This is a genomic window from Devosia sp. CAU 1758, from assembly GCF_054482695.1.
Genome location: NZ_JBTLRJ010000001.1, coordinates 741,361 through 759,062 on the forward strand (window position 1 = coordinate 741,361; position 17,702 = coordinate 759,062).

General features: G+C 62.0%; 18 protein-coding genes. 11 read left to right on the plus strand and 7 right to left on the minus strand.

The window, feature by feature from the left end; all coding sequences use genetic code 11:
* Positions 1-288 precede the first annotated feature (288 nt).
* The 7 genes from ACXYMS_RS03735 to ACXYMS_RS03765 form a co-directional block, all read right to left on the minus strand.
* A complete protein-coding gene (locus ACXYMS_RS03735; RefSeq protein ID WP_458903787.1) occupies positions 289-696 on the minus strand; it encodes a hypothetical protein in 408 nt (135 codons plus the stop codon).
* A 496-nt stretch (positions 697-1,192) separates the two neighbouring features.
* On the minus strand, positions 1,193-2,032 hold the full coding sequence (locus ACXYMS_RS03740) for an alpha/beta fold hydrolase (RefSeq protein WP_458903789.1): 840 nt from the start codon (positions 2,030-2,032) through the stop codon (positions 1,193-1,195).
* Positions 2,029-3,150, minus strand: coding sequence for a branched-chain amino acid ABC transporter permease (locus ACXYMS_RS03745; protein ID WP_458903791.1), 1,122 nt, complete (start codon positions 3,148-3,150; stop codon positions 2,029-2,031). Before ACXYMS_RS03745 ends, ACXYMS_RS03740 begins: the two co-directional genes overlap by 4 nt.
* Before the next feature lie 13 nt (positions 3,151-3,163).
* A complete protein-coding gene (locus ACXYMS_RS03750) occupies positions 3,164-4,183 on the minus strand; it encodes a branched-chain amino acid ABC transporter permease (protein WP_458903793.1) in 1,020 nt (339 codons plus the stop codon).
* 7 nt (positions 4,184-4,190) lie between these two features.
* Positions 4,191-4,907 (minus strand): ABC transporter ATP-binding protein, encoded by a 717-nt coding sequence (locus ACXYMS_RS03755; RefSeq protein WP_458903795.1) that lies wholly within the window; start codon positions 4,905-4,907, stop codon positions 4,191-4,193.
* Positions 4,907-5,677, minus strand: a complete 771-nt coding sequence (locus ACXYMS_RS03760) for an ABC transporter ATP-binding protein (RefSeq protein WP_458903796.1) — start codon at positions 5,675-5,677, stop codon at positions 4,907-4,909. Before ACXYMS_RS03760 ends, ACXYMS_RS03755 begins: the two co-directional genes overlap by 1 nt.
* Before the next feature lie 71 nt (positions 5,678-5,748).
* A complete protein-coding gene (locus ACXYMS_RS03765) occupies positions 5,749-6,939 on the minus strand; it encodes a substrate-binding domain-containing protein (protein ID WP_458903798.1) in 1,191 nt (396 codons plus the stop codon).
* 215 nt (positions 6,940-7,154) lie between these two features.
* Here ACXYMS_RS03765 and ACXYMS_RS03770 point away from each other — a divergent pair, with 215 nt between their 5' ends.
* The 11 genes from ACXYMS_RS03770 to ACXYMS_RS03820 all read left to right on the plus strand — a co-directional run bounded on the left by ACXYMS_RS03770 (position 7,155) and on the right by ACXYMS_RS03820 (position 17,349).
* Positions 7,155-7,712, plus strand: coding sequence for a helix-turn-helix transcriptional regulator (locus ACXYMS_RS03770; RefSeq protein ID WP_458903800.1), 558 nt, complete (start codon positions 7,155-7,157; stop codon positions 7,710-7,712).
* A gap of 25 nt (positions 7,713-7,737) precedes the next feature.
* A complete protein-coding gene (locus tag ACXYMS_RS03775; protein ID WP_458903801.1) occupies positions 7,738-9,147 on the plus strand; it encodes a sigma-54 interaction domain-containing protein in 1,410 nt (469 codons plus the stop codon).
* A gap of 171 nt (positions 9,148-9,318) precedes the next feature.
* A complete protein-coding gene (locus ACXYMS_RS03780) occupies positions 9,319-10,104 on the plus strand; it encodes a 3-hydroxybutyrate dehydrogenase (RefSeq protein ID WP_458903803.1) in 786 nt (261 codons plus the stop codon).
* On the plus strand, positions 10,101-10,859 hold the full coding sequence (locus tag ACXYMS_RS03785; protein ID WP_458903805.1) for an ABC transporter ATP-binding protein: 759 nt from the start codon (positions 10,101-10,103) through the stop codon (positions 10,857-10,859). Before ACXYMS_RS03780 ends, ACXYMS_RS03785 begins: the two co-directional genes overlap by 4 nt.
* A complete protein-coding gene (locus tag ACXYMS_RS03790) occupies positions 10,852-11,583 on the plus strand; it encodes an ABC transporter ATP-binding protein (RefSeq protein ID WP_458903807.1) in 732 nt (243 codons plus the stop codon). The genes ACXYMS_RS03785 and ACXYMS_RS03790 overlap by 8 nt, the downstream gene beginning before the upstream one ends.
* Before the next feature lie 41 nt (positions 11,584-11,624).
* Positions 11,625-12,821: an ABC transporter substrate-binding protein gene (locus tag ACXYMS_RS03795; RefSeq protein WP_458903809.1), complete on the plus strand. Its 1,197-nt coding sequence runs from the start codon at positions 11,625-11,627 to the stop codon at positions 12,819-12,821.
* A 75-nt stretch (positions 12,822-12,896) separates the two neighbouring features.
* On the plus strand, positions 12,897-13,784 hold the full coding sequence (locus ACXYMS_RS03800; protein ID WP_458903811.1) for a branched-chain amino acid ABC transporter permease: 888 nt from the start codon (positions 12,897-12,899) through the stop codon (positions 13,782-13,784).
* A gap of 1 nt (position 13,785) precedes the next feature.
* A complete protein-coding gene (locus ACXYMS_RS03805) occupies positions 13,786-14,754 on the plus strand; it encodes a branched-chain amino acid ABC transporter permease (protein ID WP_458903813.1) in 969 nt (322 codons plus the stop codon).
* A gap of 11 nt (positions 14,755-14,765) precedes the next feature.
* Positions 14,766-15,479 (plus strand): CoA transferase subunit A, encoded by a 714-nt coding sequence (locus ACXYMS_RS03810; protein ID WP_458903815.1) that lies wholly within the window; start codon positions 14,766-14,768, stop codon positions 15,477-15,479.
* Positions 15,479-16,135, plus strand: a complete 657-nt coding sequence (locus ACXYMS_RS03815) for a 3-oxoacid CoA-transferase subunit B (protein WP_458903817.1) — start codon at positions 15,479-15,481, stop codon at positions 16,133-16,135. The genes ACXYMS_RS03810 and ACXYMS_RS03815 overlap by 1 nt, the downstream gene beginning before the upstream one ends.
* A complete protein-coding gene (locus ACXYMS_RS03820) occupies positions 16,132-17,349 on the plus strand; it encodes an acetyl-CoA C-acetyltransferase (RefSeq protein ID WP_458903819.1) in 1,218 nt (405 codons plus the stop codon). The genes ACXYMS_RS03815 and ACXYMS_RS03820 overlap by 4 nt, the downstream gene beginning before the upstream one ends.
* Positions 17,350-17,702 lie beyond the last annotated feature (353 nt).

The following is a 17,702-nucleotide window of genomic DNA, read 5'->3' on the forward strand; positions in this document are numbered from 1 at the left end:
ACGGAAATCCTACGATTTCCGAACGATCCCTGCCGGCAGCGACACCGGCGGGGACAGTTTCGGGGACAGGATAACCTCTAGAAATCGATGTCTCCCATGGCTTCATCGTCGTCATCAGGCAGCATTGCGGGCGTCGATTTCCTCGCTGCTTGACCGCACTTGACTCATCGAACAGCAGTTCCCTAGCAATTGCATCGACGCAGCCAAGAACTTGTCCGTCGTCTTTGTCCTCCGCAACGGCTGCGATCAAAAACAGCTGAGCATCTGCGAATGTCGTTCCGGGGCCGATCACTCGAAAGCGATCGAGGTCGTCCGGCAGGACAGGATCGGGGGCGTACTGCGGTATTTGGTCCATGGGCGCACTTCATGGATGCGCACCTCAGCTTGTACTCGCGGTTCGCCAGCCGGTTTGCCTCGACGGCCTCGGACACGGATCGCCTGCTGCCGCTTGGCGGGACCGATTGCGAGGTAGTGCATCTCGCGGTTTAGGATGCGCCATGCCGGCTGGCCTACTTCGACGATCCGTTCGACGATGCCGCGATCCATTGCCCAGCGTAGGACCTCGCCGGCGCGGCGCGCCTCGAAGGCCTCGCTGTAGCGGTCGCATTTGAACTCGACGAAGCGGGGTGTGACGCGGTTGATGCCGATCGTCTCCACGCCCTCGAACAGGGTGACCAGATCGCGGTTGCGGTACACGTCGCCACAGTCGCCGAGATCGTACAGATAGTAGAGGGGCTCCTAGCACGCGAGGATGATGGTCTCGGCGGCGCGGTTGTAGTCGAACGTGTTCCGGCGGGGCATCTATTCCTCCTTCCCGCCAGTCACGCCGGACGTATCGCTCAGCTCGACGAACAGATCCTCCAGATGAACAAGCAGCAGGAGGGGCTGCTCATTCAACTACCCGTATCAGGACCCAATTGGGGCCAGTTTGGAGGTTAACACGCCTTAGCTTCGCTTTTCGTGCATCGACCTAAATTTCACGCCACTACGCGTCAACTTTTGATTAACCCGTAGTGATTGCCGACCGCTGGCTCCCCTGTCCGGTCGTTCAGCTTAGTTGCCCGCGGCCCGAAAACTGTCACTACAAAGACATTCGGATTTCGGCTTGAAGGGGGCCGATTGCGGACCGGCGGCTTCAAAATCAGCTGTGGCACCAGCAGACGCTTGTATTGAAAAATCCGATAGTCCGAAATCAACGCGCCAAGAACTCCCTTAGCACGCTGATCTGCCGATCGTCGGCCAGCGTTGGGGCATGCCCGCAGTCGGGCATCGTCACCAGTTGCGGGCATGGTCCGCGCATTCGCATGGCGCTCGCAACAGTTGGCGGAAGCACATCGGAATGCTCGCCCCGGATCAGCAGGGTTGGCGTCGAGACCGCGTCATAGGCCTCCCAGACGTCGAGATCGGCTTTATTCTCGCCCATCAGCGAGACAATGGCGGGATCGTAGTGGACCGTGACTTTGCCGGCGTCACTGCGGCGCAGCGACGTGTCCGTCATACGCCGCCAGAAGGCCTCGCTGTTCGTGCCGAAGGGCGCATAGGTCTTGCGCAGCCAGATCTCGTAGTCGGCGACCGTGTCGAAGGTCGGGGGATTTCCCACATAGTCCGCAATGCGCCGGGCGCTGTCGACCGGGATGTCAGGGCCGACATCATTGATGACCAGATGGGTCATGCGTTGCCCCAGATCGCCTGCCGCCAGCGTAATGCCGAGCAGACCTCCCATGGAGGTGCCCACCCAGCCGAATTGGTTGACCCCGAAGTGATCAAGCATGGCGCTGGCCATGTTGCCATAGGTTTCAAAAGTGTAGTCGGCGGCCCCACGCCGCGCCCAGGCAGACAGCCCGCGTCCGAGTGTGTCGGGGCAGAGCACGAAATAGTCTTCCGACAGCGCGCTGGCGGCCTCGTCGAAGTCGCGGCCGGTGCGGGCCAAACCATGCCACATGACGAGGGCCGGACTGCCAGGATCACCCCATGCGGTGACATGCATCTCAAAGCCAGCGGCGTCGAGGAAGCTGGAGCGCGGCCCGGTCATTTCGTTCCTCCCCTGCCCAGTAAGGTCCCGGCAATGCCCGAGGGGAAGAAATAGACCAAGAGGATAAAGCCCAGCCCCAGCCACAGCAGCCAGCGCTCGGGATTGAGCAGGTCAGGCACCACGGGCAAATCGGCGGTGGCTTGAGCGCCCAGGGCCATGAGGTCCTTCAGGTAATATTGCGCCAGCGTCATCAGGGCGACGCCGATAACCGCGCCGAGCATGGTGCCCATGCCGCCGATTACCACCATGAGCAGGATGTCGATCATGATGTCGAAGGAGAGCACCACTTCGGGCCCGGTATATTTGAGCCACACCGCCCGCAGAATACCGGCGGAGGCCGCCATGACGGCAGCGATGCAGAAAATGGTCGTGCGGTAGAACACCACGCGATAGCCGATGGCCTCGGCGCGTCCCTCGTTTTCGCGGATGGCCTTGAGCACCGAGCCCAGCGGCGAGGCGACGATACGGGTCATGGCGAAGAACAGCGCCAGCGCGCTCAGAAACACGAAGTAATAGAGCGCCAGCTTGCCGTTGAGCGCCACGCCGAAGACCTTCAAAGCCTTGCCGTCCGCGTCGGTCAGCAATTCGGTCGCGGGGGAAAACAGTTTGGGAATGGAATAGGTGATCCCGTCCTCGCCGCCGGTGAAATCCGAGAGTTGGCTGGCCAGCACCATCATCACCGATGCCGCCGAGAGAGTGACCATGGCGAAGAAAATCGCCTTCACCCGCAGCGAAAGCAGGCCGATCAGCAGCGCCAGCACCAGCGCCGCAACGATCCCGGCACCACCGCCAAGGAGGATGGCCTCGAATCCCGAGCCCGTGGTCTTGAGCGCGATGGCGGTGCCATAGGCCCCGAGGCCGAAGAACATGGTGTGGGCGAAGGAGACGATGCCCGTATAGCCGATCAGCAGATCGTAGCTGGCGACCAGCACGATGAAGACGCAAATGCGGGCGGCCACTTCCTGACTACGCACATCGGGGAAGATGAATGGCGCGAAGGCCAGCGCCAGCCCAATAATCGCGACCGCGCCATAGACCAGCACGCGCCCGGCCAGGTTATCGCTGCGGGTCAGGCCGGGGCGCTGTGCTTTTGCCGCTGCGGCGTGTTGATAAGTCATAGCCATCTCCGCTTCACCGCTTCACAGCCGGCAGCAGCCCATAGGGCCGCCACAGCAAAATGGCCATCATCAGCAGCATGTTGGATGCCAGCGCCATTTTGGGGACGAGGAAGGCGACATAGTTCGCCATCAGTCCCACAAGGATCGCGCCCAGCAGCGAGCCCTGGATCGAGCCCAGCCCGCCGATGATGACGACGATGAACACAAGGATCATCATTTCCGAGCCGAGCGCGGCGGTGATCAGCCCCTGATAGCCGGCCCACATGGCCCCGCCCATGGCCGCCAGCGCCGAGCCGGCCATGAAGACCAGAATAAACAGCCGGTCGATGCGGAAGCCTAGCGCCTCGACCATTTCGCGGTTCTCCACCCCGGCCCGGATGAGCAAGCCCAGCCGCGTGCGGTTGAGCACCAGATACATGGCCACATAGACGAGCAGACCCAGGAGGAAGGCGAAGATGCGATAGATTTCGACCGAGACGCCGGCAAAGACCAGCGAACCGGTGAGCACGGCCGGGCGCGGCACCGGAATGGGCGCGCCACCCCAGATCAGCAGCACCAGTTCTTCGGCCACGATCAGCGCGCCAACGGTGATGAGGATTTGCCGCAGGTGATCCTGATAGACCGGGCGGATCACCACCCGCTCGAAGAACCAGCCAGCCAGCGCGCCGAATATGGTCGCTGCGGCGATGGCCATCAACAGGCCCGCGAGGTTGAGCGCCGGATTGCCGCCGGTGACCCAGAAACCCAACCAGGCGAGCACCGTCGCACCGATGAAGGCGCCAGCGGTCACAAAGGCCGAATGCCCGAAATTGAGCACGTCCATCAGCCCAAAGATCAGCGACAGGCCCGAGGCCATGAGGAAGATCATCATGCCCATGGCAAGGCCGGCAATGGTCAAGGTCGCCCAGGTCGAGGGCTGGCCGATGAGGATCAGCGCGATGACGGCCAGTACCACAGGCAGCCAGAGCACGCCCCCGAAGCGGTCGATACTGGCCGTCAGCCGGGCCGGGAGGGAAGCAGTGTTTAGGGTCATGGCGTCCTCAATGGGCTTCCAGCGACAGGCTCAGGAACCGGCTCTGCAACTCGGCGTCCCCGGCCAGTTCGGCCATGGTGCCCCGATGCACGATGCGGCCGTCATCGATGACGGCGACGGTCTGGCCGAGGGCCTTGGCGAAGTGGAAATTCTGTTCGACCAAGAGGATCGTCGTTTCCGCAGCAATCTCGCGGAAGGCGGCGATCATGTTGCGGATGATGGCGGGGGCCAGCCCCTTGGTCGGCTCGTCGATCAGGATCAGGTCGCGCTTTTCGATGATGGCGCGGGAGACGGCGAGCATCTGCTTCTGCCCGCCCGACAGCGCATGCGCCGGCTTTTGCCAGAACTGGGCAATGGCCGGGAAAATCGCGTGGATGCGCGTCAGCCGCTCGGCGTCGAAGCTGCCGTCATTGGTGGCCAGTCGCATGTTTTCCTCGACCGTCAGCCCGCCGAAAATGCCCATGTTTTCGGGCACGAAGGCAATGCCGAGCCGGGCAATATCGGGGGTTTTGAGTGCTGTTATGTCCTGCCCACGGAACTGGATCGCGCCCTGGCGCGCCTTGCACAGCCCCATAATGGTGCGCAGCGTCGTGGTCTTGCCTGCGCCATTGCGCCCCAAGATCACATGCACCCCACCCTCGGGCACATCAAGGCTCACCCCATGCAGGATCTGGTATTGCGCGATATTGGTATGAGCATCTTCCAGGCGCAAAATGGGGGGCATCACGCCACCTCATCGGCGCCGACGCCGAGATAGATTTCCCGCACCAGATCGAGCGCCATCACTTCGCCCGCCTCGCCATCGGCCACCAGCTCGCCGTTGTGCAGCACGACAATCCGGTCAGCCAGCGCCCGCACCACGTCCATCTTGTGCTCCACCAGCAGCACGGTCCGCGCCTTGTCCTCTTTGATCCGCGCGATCAGGTCGAGGATCACCGGCGCCTCATCCACCGACATACCCGCAGTCGGCTCGTCGAACATGAAAATGTCGGGCTCCATCGCCAGCAGCATCGCTACTTCGAGCTTGCGCTGATCACCATGCGGCAGCGCCGCTGCGGGCAGGTCGGCGACAGATGCGAGATTGGTTTGTTCGAGATAATACATGGCCTTGTCAGCGAGCCCCGTGAGCGAAGCCGTCTTGGTGAAAAGCCGATGCCCCTGTCCCGCCCGCGCCTGCACCGCCAGGCGGACATTCTCGAAAACACTCAATTTTGGAAACAGTGTCGTCAACTGGAAGGCGCGGCCGATCCCGGCCCTCGCCCGATCCGAGGGAGAGAGCGCGGTAATATCGCGCTCGCCCAGCAAAACCCGCCCTTCGCTGGGCCGCAATTGACCCGAGACCAGGCTGAACCAAGTGGTCTTGCCGGCCCCATTGGGCCCGACGATCACCGTCAGCTCGCCCGGATGAAAGGCGCAGCTAACATTGTTCACCGCAGCATGGCCACCAAAGCGGATGGTCAGGTTTTCGGTGCGAATGGAGGGTTTTGTCGTCACAGCATATCCGGAAAATGGTGCGTCCGGCAGGCAGGAGGCACCCGCCGAACGCGTCTGAAAGTCGCTAGCGACTATTCCTGATTATTGCGGCCGACGGGAATATCCATCTCGTCGGCCGCGATCACCCGGACCAGTTCGGGGATGGCCCAATCGACGCCGTCTTCCACCTTGATCTTGAAGTGATACATGTCCTGGAGCGCCTGATGGTCCTCGGGCCGGAAGGTCATCTCACCCTTGGGCGTATCGAAGGTCATGCCTTCCATGGTCTCGATCAGCGTTTCGGTTTCCCAATCGGGAGCCGTCTCCAGCGCCTTGACAATCGCCATGGCCGAGGCCATTCCGCCGGCGGTGAAGAAGTCCGGCGGGGTGCCGAAACGGGCCATATGCTCTTCCACCAGCCAGTCGTTCACGGCATTGTCCGGCGCTTCGTAATAATAGTAGATCGCGCCTTCCATGCCGGGCACCTGCTTGTAGGCGGCCAACGCCGGCAGGATATTGCCACCCGTCGAAAGCTCGATCTCGAACCGCGATGGGTCCGCCGAAGCCAGCGGTGTCATGGCGTCGATGCCGGCGACATAGATCATGATCACCTTGCGGCCCGGCTGGTCCTTGAGCGCGTTGAACAGGCGCTCGATGGTGGCGGTAAAATCGGTGGTCTGCTGCGGCACATATTCTTCCGCCACGAGGTTCGCGCCGGAGCCTTCCAGCGCACTCTTGAAAGCGGCAACGCCATCGCGCCCAAAGGCATAGTCCTGGGCCAGGGTGGCAATATAAAGGTTTTCGTCGGGCGCCAGCGCCAGGGCCTGGGCCTGCATGTCCATGGACGAATTGCGCGAGGTCTTGAACACATAGCGGTTCGAATCGGGGCCCGTCAGCCCGTCCGCCACTGCCGGCTCGACTAGCAGGATGCGCTCATATTCCTCGGCCACCGGCAGCATGGACAGCGCCACGCCCGAGGACGTATCACCCACCGCGATCAGCGCATCATCGTCGCCATAGGCCTCGGCCAGCAGCGCCCGGGCAATGTCGGGCTTGAACTGGGTATCCTTGATGATCAGCTCGATAGGCTTGCCCTTGACCATCATGGTGCCGCCCGTGGCGTATTCTAGGCCCAGCTCGAAGCCGGTGTGGGTCTGCTTGGAATAGGCCTCCAGCGGCGAGCCCGACAGGCCGTGCAGCAGGGCGATGCGCGCGGCATCCTGCGCAAAGGCAGTGCACGTCAGCGCCGTCGATAGAGCCAGTGCGGCCAATATGGATTTCATCTCGAGTCCTCCCTCAACCGGCGGCAACGGGCCCGAGGCGCCTCGCCGATCCGTATTCGCTTTGCAGGGAAAAGTGGTGCGGCATCATGCGCGCAACACGTCCCTCCTCCTGTTCACTCCGGCATGCCGATTCCGGCTTTGACTGGCGCGGAGCGAATTGGTGGCTATTATCCCCAAGCCTTTAGCGGACGGACAATACCGTAGAAACACCCCATATGACCGATCCAATTGACCTCAGCGTCCTCGCCTTCGACAATGCGCCGATCGGGCTGGTGGTGACCGAGAGCCGCGTCATCAAGAGCTGCAATCCGGCCTTTGCCGACATGTTCGGCTATGGCGTGGCCGAGCTGCTGGAGCGGTCCTTCGCCATTCTTTACCCCTCGCTTGAAGAGTTCGAGCGCATCCGCGATGTCGGGGTAGAGCCGCTCAAGCGCACCAATCGCTATTCAGACGAGCGGATCATGGCACGCAAGAATGGGAGCCTTTTCTGGTGCCGGGTGCGCGGTCATTCGCTCACCCGAGATGATGATCCGCTGCGCCGCGCCGTCTGGAGCTTTGCCGACCTTTCGGAAACCCGCAATGTGCTCAACCTCTCGGGCCGCGAGCGCCAGATTGTCATGCATCTGGGCGAAGGACGAACCTCCAAGGAAATTGCCCGCACCCTCGACATTTCGCCGCGAACCGTCGAGAGCTATCGCGCCCGGCTGCTCAAGAAGTACAATGCCCACAATGTGGCGGAGCTGCTTTCGCATCTGAGTTCGATGCCGGGCTAGTGCGCGCCCTGCCTGAAATGACCCGATGACCAGGACCTTCATGTCCCCAAAGCCCAGTGTTCCAAAATCCGTCGCCACGGTTCTCGGCGCCTTCAATTCTCTGGGCGAGAGTTTCAAGGGCGCCATCACCGTCGATGCCAGTGCGCGGATCACTTGGATCGATGATCGCTATTGCGAACTGCTGGGCATCGCGCCCGATGCAGCATTCGTCGGCCTGCCGGTGGAACAGGTCATTCCCCATTCCCTGCTGCGCCGCGTGGTCGAAACCGGTCGGCCAATGCTGATCGACATCATGGCCTTTGACGACAAGCAATTCGTCGTCTGCCGCCTGCCGCTGCGCAACGAAGAGGGCGACATTCAGGGCGCCGTCGGTTTCGTGTTCTACGAGGAAATCGACTATCTGGCGCCCATTCTCGAAAAGTTCGAGACCATGCAGCGCCAGCTCAGCCGTGCCCAGGCCGCCCTCACCCGCGAGCGCCAGGCTAAATATTCGCTGTCGAACTTTGTCGGCGCCTCCGACGCTGTGCGCGATCTGAAGACCATGGTGCGCCGCTACGCGCTACGCGACGGCGCCGCCCTCATTCTGGGCGAAACCGGCACCGGCAAGGAATTGCTGGCCCATGCCATTCACCAGCAGTCCGACCGCGCCGATGGGCCCTTCGTTGCCGTCAATGTCGCCGCCATCCCGGAAGCCTTGCTCGAAGCCGAATTCTTCGGCGTCGCTCCCGGCGCCTTCACCGGCGCCGATAGAAAACCACGAAAAGGCAAGTTCGAGCTGGCCCATGGCGGCACGCTATTTCTCGACGAAATTGGCGACATGCCCGCCGCCCTGCAGGCCAAGCTGCTGCGCGCCCTGCAGGAAGGCGAGTTCGAACCGCTCGGCTCCAACACAGTCAAGAAGGTTGATGTCCGCATCATCGCCGCCACCTCGCAGCCGCTCGAGCAAAAGATCGAGGACAAGAGTTTCCGCGCCGATCTCTATTACCGCATCGCCGTGCTGGCCATTCACGTGCCACCCCTGCGCGACCGGCTCGACGATATCGGGCTGATCGCCGAGGCCCTGCTCGAAACCATTCCCCGCCCCCGTGACCAGCATGGCTGGGTCATCACCACCGAGGCCATTGCGCAGCTGACCCGCTACCGTTGGCCCGGCAATGTACGCGAATTGCGCAATGTGCTCGAACGCGCCGCCGCCATGGCGCCCTCGGAACTGATCGATATCGACCTCATCACCAAATCGCTGCCGCGCGGCGCCAGTGCCGATCCGGCGCCGCCGATTGCCAGCGATTTGTCGGAACGATTGGCCGCTGCAGAGCGCGTCGCACTGATCGAAGCTCTGGCAGCCGAGGATGGCTCGAAGAGCGCCGCGGCACGTCGCTTGGGCGTTTCCCGGTCACAGTTGTATGAGAAGCTGAAACGCCACAGCCTGGACTGACTGTTCGATCTTCCGGACAGACCGGCCATAGTCTGTCTGATTTTCCGGACAACGTCTTCACCCAGTGGCACCCGGACCACCGCCAACCCCCACAAATCCTCGACTGGCACGCTTCGTGCAATGACTTCCCCAACAATCAGGCCAAAAGGCCGATGACAGGGTGGAGAGTAAGTGGTCGAGTCAAAGCGCGTTGCGCTGGTGACGGGATCGACGAGTGGCATTGGCCTCGCGATCGCGCATAAATTTGCACAGATGAACTATGACGTGGCGCTCAACAGCTTTGAGCCCGCTGAGACGGTCACGGGTCTTGTCGATGAACTAGAGGCCCTTGGCACCGGCAGCGTCGCCTATTTTCAGGCCGATCTGGCTGACGCCTCGGCCAGTCGCGATCTGTCCAGTCAGGTCATCAACTACTTCGGTCGCGTCGATGTTCTCGTCAACAATGCCGGCATCCAAAAGGTCGCGCCCATCGAGGATTTTGCCGACGAAGACTGGCACGGCATCGTGGCCGTCAGCCTCGACTCTGCCTTTCACACCATCCGCGCCACCCTGCCGGGCATGGCCGAGCGTGGCTGGGGCCGGATCATCAATATCGCATCGGCTCATGGCCTGCGCGCCTCGCCGTTCAAGTCGGCCTATGTTGCGACCAAACATGCCGTCGTCGGCCTCACCAAGACCGTAGCGCTGGAAGCAGCCGAAAAGGGTGTCACCGTCAACGCCATCTGCCCGGGCTATGTCTGGACGCCACTGGTTGCCAGGCAAGTGGCCGACCAGGCGAGGGTGCATGGCCTTTCCGAAGAGGAGGTGGTGCGTCAGGTAATCCTGGCGCCGCAACCCACCAAGCAGTTCGTGCAGCCTGAGGAGATCGCCGAAATGGCGGCCTATCTCTGCTCGGACTGGGCCCGGTCCATCACCGGCTCGACCATTTCCATCGACGGAGGCTGGACCGCCAAATGAGTTCGCCCGATATCATCCTCTCGGCCCGCAAGCTGACCAAGCGCTTTTCCGGCTTCACCGCAGTCAATGGCGTCGATCTCGACGTCGAGCGCGGCACGATCCACGCGTTGATTGGCCCCAATGGCGCCGGCAAGACCACCTGCTTCAACCTACTCACCAAGTTTTTGCAGCCCAGCGCGGGCAATATCAGCTTCAATGGCCGCGACATCACCGGCCTGGCCCCGGCGGCCATCGCCCGGCTGGGCGTCGTGCGCTCCTTCCAGATTTCGGCTGTTTTCCCGCGCATGAGCGTCCTCGAAAACGTCCGGATCGCCCTCCAGCGCCGTCGTGGCGACAGCTTTGATTTCTGGCGCAACCAGAAGGTGCTCAATGCCTATGACGAGGAAGCCCGCGAGCGCGTCGAGGAAGTCGGGCTGACCGAGTTCATCGGTGAGACAGCGGGTGAACTCAGCTATGGCCGCAAGCGCGCGCTCGAAATCGCCACCACCTTGGCGCTCGAACCGGAAATGCTGCTGCTCGACGAGCCGATGGCCGGTATGGCGCAGGAAGACGTCTCCCGCATTTCGGCGCTGATCCGTCGCATCGCCACCAAACGCACCATCCTGATGGTCGAGCACAATCTTTCGGTTGTCGCCGACCTTTCGGACAAGATCACCGTGCTCGCCCGCGGCGAAGTGCTGGCCGAAGGGCCTTACGAAGCTGTCTCCAAAGACCCCCGCGTCATCGAAGCCTATATCGGAGCCGGTCATGGCTGAAGCCGCACGCAATCTCGACATCGCCAAGAGCGCCCTCGCCGTCCGTGAACTCCAGGCCTGGTACGACGAAAGCCACATCCTGCATGGCGTCAATTTCGACGTCGCGCCCGGCGAAGTCGTGACCCTCCTCGGTCGCAACGGCGCAGGCAAGACCACGACCCTGCGCGCCATCATGGGGCTCATTGGCAAGCGCACCGGCTCGGTGCAATTCGAGGGGCAGGAACTCATCGGCCTGCCGGCCCGCGCCATCGCCAAGGCCGGCATTGCCTTCTGCCCCGAGGAGCGCGGCATTTTCTCGGCGCTCTCGGTCGACGAAAACCTGATGCTGCCGCCGGTGATCAAGCCCGGCGGGCTCAGCCGCGACGATGTGCTGACCATGTTCCCCAATCTGCGGGAACACCTCTCCAGCCAGGGCACCAAGCTTTCGGGTGGCGAGCAGCAGATGTTGGCCATCGCCCGCATCCTGCGCACCGGCTCCAAATTCCTGCTGCTCGACGAACCCACCGAGGGCCTCGCCCCGGTGATCGTCCAGCAGATCGGCCGGACCCTGGCGAGCCTGAAACAACAGGGCTTCACCATCGTCTTGGTCGAACAGAATTTCCATTTCGCCGCCTCTGTCGCTGACCGCCACTACGTGGTCGAGCAGGGCCGGGTCATCGACATGATCCCCAACACTGAAATCCAGAACAATCTGGGAAAGCTGCACGCCTATCTGGGCGTGTAACGAAACCGGTCCAGGAGAGGGCCGACAAGGAGGAGAAACCAATGAACTTCAAGACAGCAACTCTAGCGGGTCTTGCCGCCATGCTGATGGCCGGTTCGGCCATGGCCGTCGACGTCAAGCTCGGCGTGCTCAACGACCGCTCCGGCGTTTATGCCGACCTTTCGGGTGAAGGCTCGGTGGTCGCAGCCCGCATGGCCATCGAAGATTTCGAAGCCGCTGCCAAAGGCATCAATGTCGAAGTGATCTCGGCTGATCACCAGAACAAGCCCGACGTTGCCTCCACCATTGCCCGCCAGTGGTATGACGAGGAAGGCGTTGACGCCATTGTCGACGTTCCGACCTCTTCGGCCGCACTTGCCGTCAATGAAATCACCCGCGAAAAGGGCAAGATCTTCCTCAATTCGGGCGCCGCTTCGACCGACCTTACCGGCGCACAGTGCGCTCCGGGCACCGCGCACTGGACTTATGACACCTATGCGCTGGCCAATGGCACAGGCAAGGCCATGGTCGATAACGGCTACAAGAACTGGTACTTCCTAACCGCCGACTATGCCTTTGGTCACTCGCTCGAAGAAAACACCTCTAAGGTGGTCGAAGCCTCGGGCGGCACCGTCGTCGGCTCGGTTCGTCATCCCTTCCCCGGCACCGACTTCTCGTCCTTCCTGCTGCAGGCCCAGGCCTCCGGCGCTGACGTGATCGGTCTGGCCAATGCCGGTGGCGACACCGTCAACTCGATCAAGCAGGCTGCCGAATTCGGCATTACCCAGGCCGGTCAGGCACTTGCAGGTCTTTTGATCTTCATCACCGACGTTCATGCGCTCGGTCTTGAAACGGCTCAGGGCCTGGTGCTGACCGAAGCCTTCTACTGGGATCTCAACGACGACACTCGCGCCTGGTCGGAACGCTTCTCGGCTGAAATGGGTGGATCCAAGCCCACCATGGTGCATGCCGGCGTCTATTCCGCCGTCACCCACTATCTCAAGGGCGTGGAAGCGTCCGACAGCAAGGAAACCGAGGCCGTCATGGGCTGGATGAAATCCAATGCCTCTTCGGACACCGTCTTTGGTGAAGGCGAGTTGCGGGCCGATGGTCGGCATATCCACGACATGTACCTGTTCCAGGTGAAGTCGCCGGCCGAATCCACCGGCGACTGGGACTATTACAAGCTGCTCTCCACTATCCCGTCGGAGATCGCTTTCCGCCCGCTCGAAGACGGCGGCTGCGCCCTCGTCGAGTAATTCATAATCCGTTCATGAACGGTGTCCCGGCCCCTGGCCGGGGCACCTCCCGCACTGGTTGGCGAAAGACAAAACATGTTCGAGCTCCTGGGAATTCCCCCACAGGCCCTGTTCGGCCAGCTGCTGCTGGGACTGATCAACGGCTCCTTCTATGCCCTGCTCAGCCTGGGTCTGGCGGTCATTTTCGGGCTGCTCAACATCATCAATTTCAGCCATGGCGCCCAGTATATGATGGGAGCCTTCGTCGCCTGGATGGCACTGACCTATCTCGGCATCCCCTACTGGGGCGCTCTATTCATCGTGCCGCTGGTCGTTGGCGCGACTGGTGTCGTCATAGAACGAGTAATGATTTCAAGACTTTATCACCTTGACCATTTGTACGGCCTGCTGCTGACCTTCGGCCTTGCCCTCATCATCCAGGGCCTGTTCCGCAATGGGTTTGGCGTATCAGGGCTCCCCTATGCCATTCCCGCGGAACTGAGTGGCGGGCAGAATCTGGGCTTCATGTTCCTGCCCAATTACCGCGCCTGGGTGGTTGTGGCCTCGCTCCTCGTCTGCTTCGGCACCTGGTTCGCCATCGAGCGCACCCGCCTGGGCGCCTATCTCCGCGCCGCCACCGAAAACCCCACGCTCGTCGGCGCCTTCGGCATCAACGTCCCCCGCATGATCACGCTAACCTACGGATTTGGCGTCGCTTTAGCCGCTTTTGCCGGCGTCCTCGCGGCGCCAATTTATTCGGTCAACCCGAACATGGGCGCTGACCTGATCATCGTCGTTTTCGCCGTGGTGGTGATCGGCGGCATGGGTTCGATCCTGGGAGCCATCCTCACCGGCTTCGGCCTCGGCATCGTCGAGGGACTGACCAAGGTTTTCTATCCCGAGGCGTCGTCGGTCGCGATTTTCGTCATCATGGCCATCGTGCTGCTGGTCAAGCCGGCAGGCCTCTTCGGAAGGACCGCGTAGTATGAGCGTGACCACTGAATACACTACCGCCGCCATGCCCATCGGCACGCCGCGTCATCACATCATCATCTTCGCTAGCCTATTGGTATTGCTGCTGATAGCGCCCTTCGTGCTCTATCCGGTCTTCGTCATGAAGATCCTGTGCTTTGCGCTTTTTGCCTCGGCGCTAAACCTGCTGCTCGGCTTCGGCGGGCTGCTCTCGTTCGGCCATGCTGCATTTTTCGGCTCGGCCAGCTATGTCACCGCCCATGCCGCCAAGGTCTGGGGCTTTACGCCCGAAGTGGCGATCCTGCTTGGCATGGCCGCCGCCGCCTTCCTCGGCCTTGTCATTGGTGCCCTCGCCATTCGCCGTCAGGGCATCTATTTCGCCATGGTCACCCTGGCCTTTGCGCAGATGGTGTTCTTCTTTGCCCTTCAGGCGCCCTTTACCGGCGGCGAAGACGGCATCCAGGCGGTGCCGCGCGGCAATCTCTTCGGCATGATCTCGCTCAACAATGACATGACACTCTATTTCGTCGTGCTGGCCATTGTCTTCGGCGGACTGCTCGCCATCTACCGCATCATCCATTCGCCCTTCGGCCAGGTGCTCAAGGCCATTCGCGACAATGAGCCACGCTCGATTTCGCTGGGTTACAAGGTCAACCGCTACAAACTGGCCGTCTTCGTCATGTCGGCCACGCTGGCGGGGATGGCCGGTTCGACAAAGGCGCTGGTGTTCCAGCTCGCCTCGCTTACCGACGTCTACTGGTCGATGTCTGGTGAAGTGGTGCTGATGACCCTCTTGGGCGGCATGGGCACGATCTTCGGGCCGCTGGTTGGCGCAGCGGTGATCGTCACCATGCAGAACTACTTCGCCAGCTTCGGCGCCTGGGTGACTGTTCTGCAGGGCACCATCTTCGTGGTCAGCGTCATGCTGTTCCGCGAAGGGATCATTGGCGTCCTCTCACGCTGGACAAAGAAACCCCTATAGGAGGACCGCGCATGCGCAAGGTTCGTTCAAACGCTGCCGAGGCGCTGGCAGATGTGCTAGCCGACGGCATGACCATCATGTCGGGAGGTTTCGGTCTCTGCGGCATTCCCGAAGCGCTGATCGAGGGTATTGAAGCCTCGGGCGCCAAGGGACTGACGGTTATTTCCAACAATGCCGGGGTCGACGGCATTGGCCTCGGGCGCCTGCTCGCCACGCGCCAGATCAAGAAGATGATCTCGTCCTATGTGGGTGAAAACAAACTTTTTGCCGAGCAGTATCTGTCAGGCGAACTTGAGCTCGAATTCAACCCGCAGGGTACGCTGGCCGAGCGCATACGCGCCGGTGGCGCCGGTATTCCTGCCTTTTTCACCAGGACCGGCGTCGGCACCTTGATTGCCGAGGGCAAGGAAGTCCGCCGCTTCGGCGAGGATGACTATGTCATGGAAACTGGTCTGGTCGCCGATGTCTCCATCGTTCACGCCTGGAGGGGCGACCGCGAAGGCAATCTGGTCTATCGAATGACGGCGCGGAACTTCAATCCGATTATGGCAACAGCCGGTAAGGTCACAATTGCCGAGGTCGAGGAACTGGTCGAGACCGGCAGGTTCGACCCCGATCACATCCATACGCCGGGCATCTTTGTTGATCGCATGATCCATGTCCCCAACCCCACCAAACATATTGAGCAGCGTACCGTGCGCCAGCGCCAGGAGGAGACAGTCTGATGGCCTGGACCCGCGATCAGATGGCAGCACGCGCTGCTCGTGAACTCGAAGACGGCTTTTACGTCAACCTCGGCATCGGTATTCCGACGCTGGTGGCCAACTACATTCCCGATGGCATGGACGTACGTCTGCAGAGCGAAAACGGCATGCTGGGCATGGGGCCATTTCCCTTTGTAGGCGAAGAAGATGCCGACCTTATCAATGCCGGCAAGCAGACCATTACCGCCCTTCCCGAGACCAGCTTCTTTTCCAGCGCCGACAGCTTTGGAATGATCCGGGGCGGCCATATCGATCTATCGATCCTGGGCGCCATGCAGGTGGCCGAGAACGGCGACCTCGCCAACTGGATGATCCCGGGCAAGATGGTCAAAGGCATGGGCGGCGCCATGGATCTGGTGGCAGGCGTCAAGCGCGTCGTCGTGGTCATGGAGCATGAGGCCAAGGGTCAGGCCAAGCTATTGACCGCATGCACATTGCCCCTGACCGGCAAGCGCGTCGCGGACCTGGTCATCACCGATCTCGGTGTCTTTTCCATTGCCCGCCGGGGTGACGTCGACATGCGACTAATCGAACTGGCCGAAGGGGTCAGTGTCGAAGAGATCAAGGCCAAGACGGAAGCCCGCTTCAGCGTGGCCCTAGAGGAGCAAGCGGCATGAGCGACATTGTCATTGTCGGCGCCGCCCGCACCCCGGTCGGCAGTTTTCTCGGGCCGCTGAGCACGGTCCCAGCCCATGAGCTGGGTGCTATTGCCATCGCCGCTGCCCTGCAGCGGGCGGGCGTATCGCCGGACGAGGTCAATGAAGTCATTCTCGGCCAGGTTCTGACTGCTGGCGCCGGCCAGAACCCGGCCAGGCAGGCGGCCGTCAAGGCCGGTATCTCCAAGTCAACGACGGCACTCGGCATCAACCAGGTTTGCGGCTCCGGCCTGCGGGCCGTAGCCATGGGCATGCAGCAGATCCTGTGCGGCGACGCTGATATTGTTGTCGCAGGTGGGCAGGAATCGATGTCGCTGTCACCCCATTGCCAGCATTTGCGGTCGGGCACCAGGATGGGTCCGGTGGGCCTGGTCGACACCATGGTCATTGACGGCCTGCAGGATGCCTTTGGCGGCTACCACATGGGCATCACTGCCGAGAACGTCGCACGCCAGTTCGGCATTTCGCGCGACCTGCAGGATGCCTTCGCGCTGGCGAGCCAGCAGAAGGCTGCCGCCGCATGGGCTGCGGGGCACTTCACGGCTGAGATCGCCCCGGTCAGCGTCGAGACCCGCAAGGGCTCGCTGACCGTCGATACCGACGACCACCTGCGGCCCGATACCAGCGCCGAGGCCCTGGCGAAGTTGCGCCCGGCCTTCGACAGGGACGGCTCGGTCACCGCCGGCAATGCTTCCGGTCTCAATGATGGCGCTGCCGCTTTGGTGCTGATGCGGGCCGACCAGGCGACGCGGCGGGGACTCGTCCCGCTCGCGCGCATTGCCGGTTGGGCCACCGCTGGCGTCGATCCGGCCATCATGGGCACCGGGCCGATCCCCGCTTCGCAAAAGGCCCTTGAAAAGGCTGGCTGGACCATTGGCGACCTCGACCGGGTAGAGGCCAACGAAGCCTTTGCGGCCCAGGCCTGCGCGGTCAACGCGGCAATGGGCTGGGACCCCGATATCGTCAACGTCAACGGCGGCGCCATTGCCATCGGCCACCCCATCGGCGCCTCCGGCGCCCGCATCCTTGTCACGTTGCTCTACGAACTGGCGCTGACCGGTCGGAGCAAGGGGCTCGCCACACTCTGCATCGGCGGCGGCATGGGCGTGGCAATGTGCGTGGAGCGATCGCCGAGCCAACCCGCTGCCTCGATACCTCCTTCGCACAGGACATGACGGTGGGCCCAATTGATCACCGACGGTACGACGTTACCATCTGACCTGAGACTCGACGTCCGCTATCGGGCAGCCGGCAAAGCCAGTTGAGCGGCCCGAACGGGGCGCATTGCTGTCAAGGCTCCGTTTTGTATGAGTGGCCGCTTTGTCGGACCCGCAACTAGAAACGGGCGGGCTGAAGCCACCCAATACAAGTGGTGCGTGACGGCAGCTTGCAACATGTGATGGCGAAAGAGGGAGTAACGGGGGCGCAACGCGCATCGGGCAATAACGGCCACTCATCTGCATCCACATCGCAATCAGCCAGCAGAAGGCCACGAATGAGGTCATCCACCGTTCGCGCCGGGTCGTCG

Bases quoted from the DNA above. Each gene is read 5' to 3' on its own strand.
- ACXYMS_RS03740 (WP_458903789.1), bottom strand. From the start codon at position 2,032: ATGACCGGGCCGCGCTCCAGCTTCCTCGACGCCGCTGGCTTTGAGATG.
- ACXYMS_RS03745 (WP_458903791.1), bottom strand. From the start codon at position 3,150: ATGACTTATCAACACGCCGCAGCGGCAAAAGCACAGCGCCCCGGCCTG.
- ACXYMS_RS03750 (WP_458903793.1), bottom strand. From the start codon at position 4,183: ATGACCCTAAACACTGCTTCCCTCCCGGCCCGGCTGACGGCCAGTATC.
- ACXYMS_RS03755 (WP_458903795.1), bottom strand. From the start codon at position 4,907: ATGCCCCCCATTTTGCGCCTGGAAGATGCTCATACCAATATCGCGCAA.
- ACXYMS_RS03765 (WP_458903798.1), bottom strand. From the start codon at position 6,939: ATGAAATCCATATTGGCCGCACTGGCTCTATCGACGGCGCTGACGTGC.
- ACXYMS_RS03770 (WP_458903800.1), top strand. From the start codon at position 7,155: ATGACCGATCCAATTGACCTCAGCGTCCTCGCCTTCGACAATGCGCCG.
- ACXYMS_RS03775 (WP_458903801.1), top strand. From the start codon at position 7,738: ATGACCAGGACCTTCATGTCCCCAAAGCCCAGTGTTCCAAAATCCGTC.
- ACXYMS_RS03785 (WP_458903805.1), top strand. From the start codon at position 10,101: ATGAGTTCGCCCGATATCATCCTCTCGGCCCGCAAGCTGACCAAGCGC.
- ACXYMS_RS03790 (WP_458903807.1), top strand. From the start codon at position 10,852: ATGGCTGAAGCCGCACGCAATCTCGACATCGCCAAGAGCGCCCTCGCC.
- ACXYMS_RS03795 (WP_458903809.1), top strand. From the start codon at position 11,625: ATGAACTTCAAGACAGCAACTCTAGCGGGTCTTGCCGCCATGCTGATG.
- ACXYMS_RS03800 (WP_458903811.1), top strand. From the start codon at position 12,897: ATGTTCGAGCTCCTGGGAATTCCCCCACAGGCCCTGTTCGGCCAGCTG.
- ACXYMS_RS03805 (WP_458903813.1), top strand. From the start codon at position 13,786: ATGAGCGTGACCACTGAATACACTACCGCCGCCATGCCCATCGGCACG.
- ACXYMS_RS03810 (WP_458903815.1), top strand. From the start codon at position 14,766: ATGCGCAAGGTTCGTTCAAACGCTGCCGAGGCGCTGGCAGATGTGCTA.
- ACXYMS_RS03815 (WP_458903817.1), top strand. From the start codon at position 15,479: ATGGCCTGGACCCGCGATCAGATGGCAGCACGCGCTGCTCGTGAACTC.
- ACXYMS_RS03820 (WP_458903819.1), top strand. From the start codon at position 16,132: ATGAGCGACATTGTCATTGTCGGCGCCGCCCGCACCCCGGTCGGCAGT.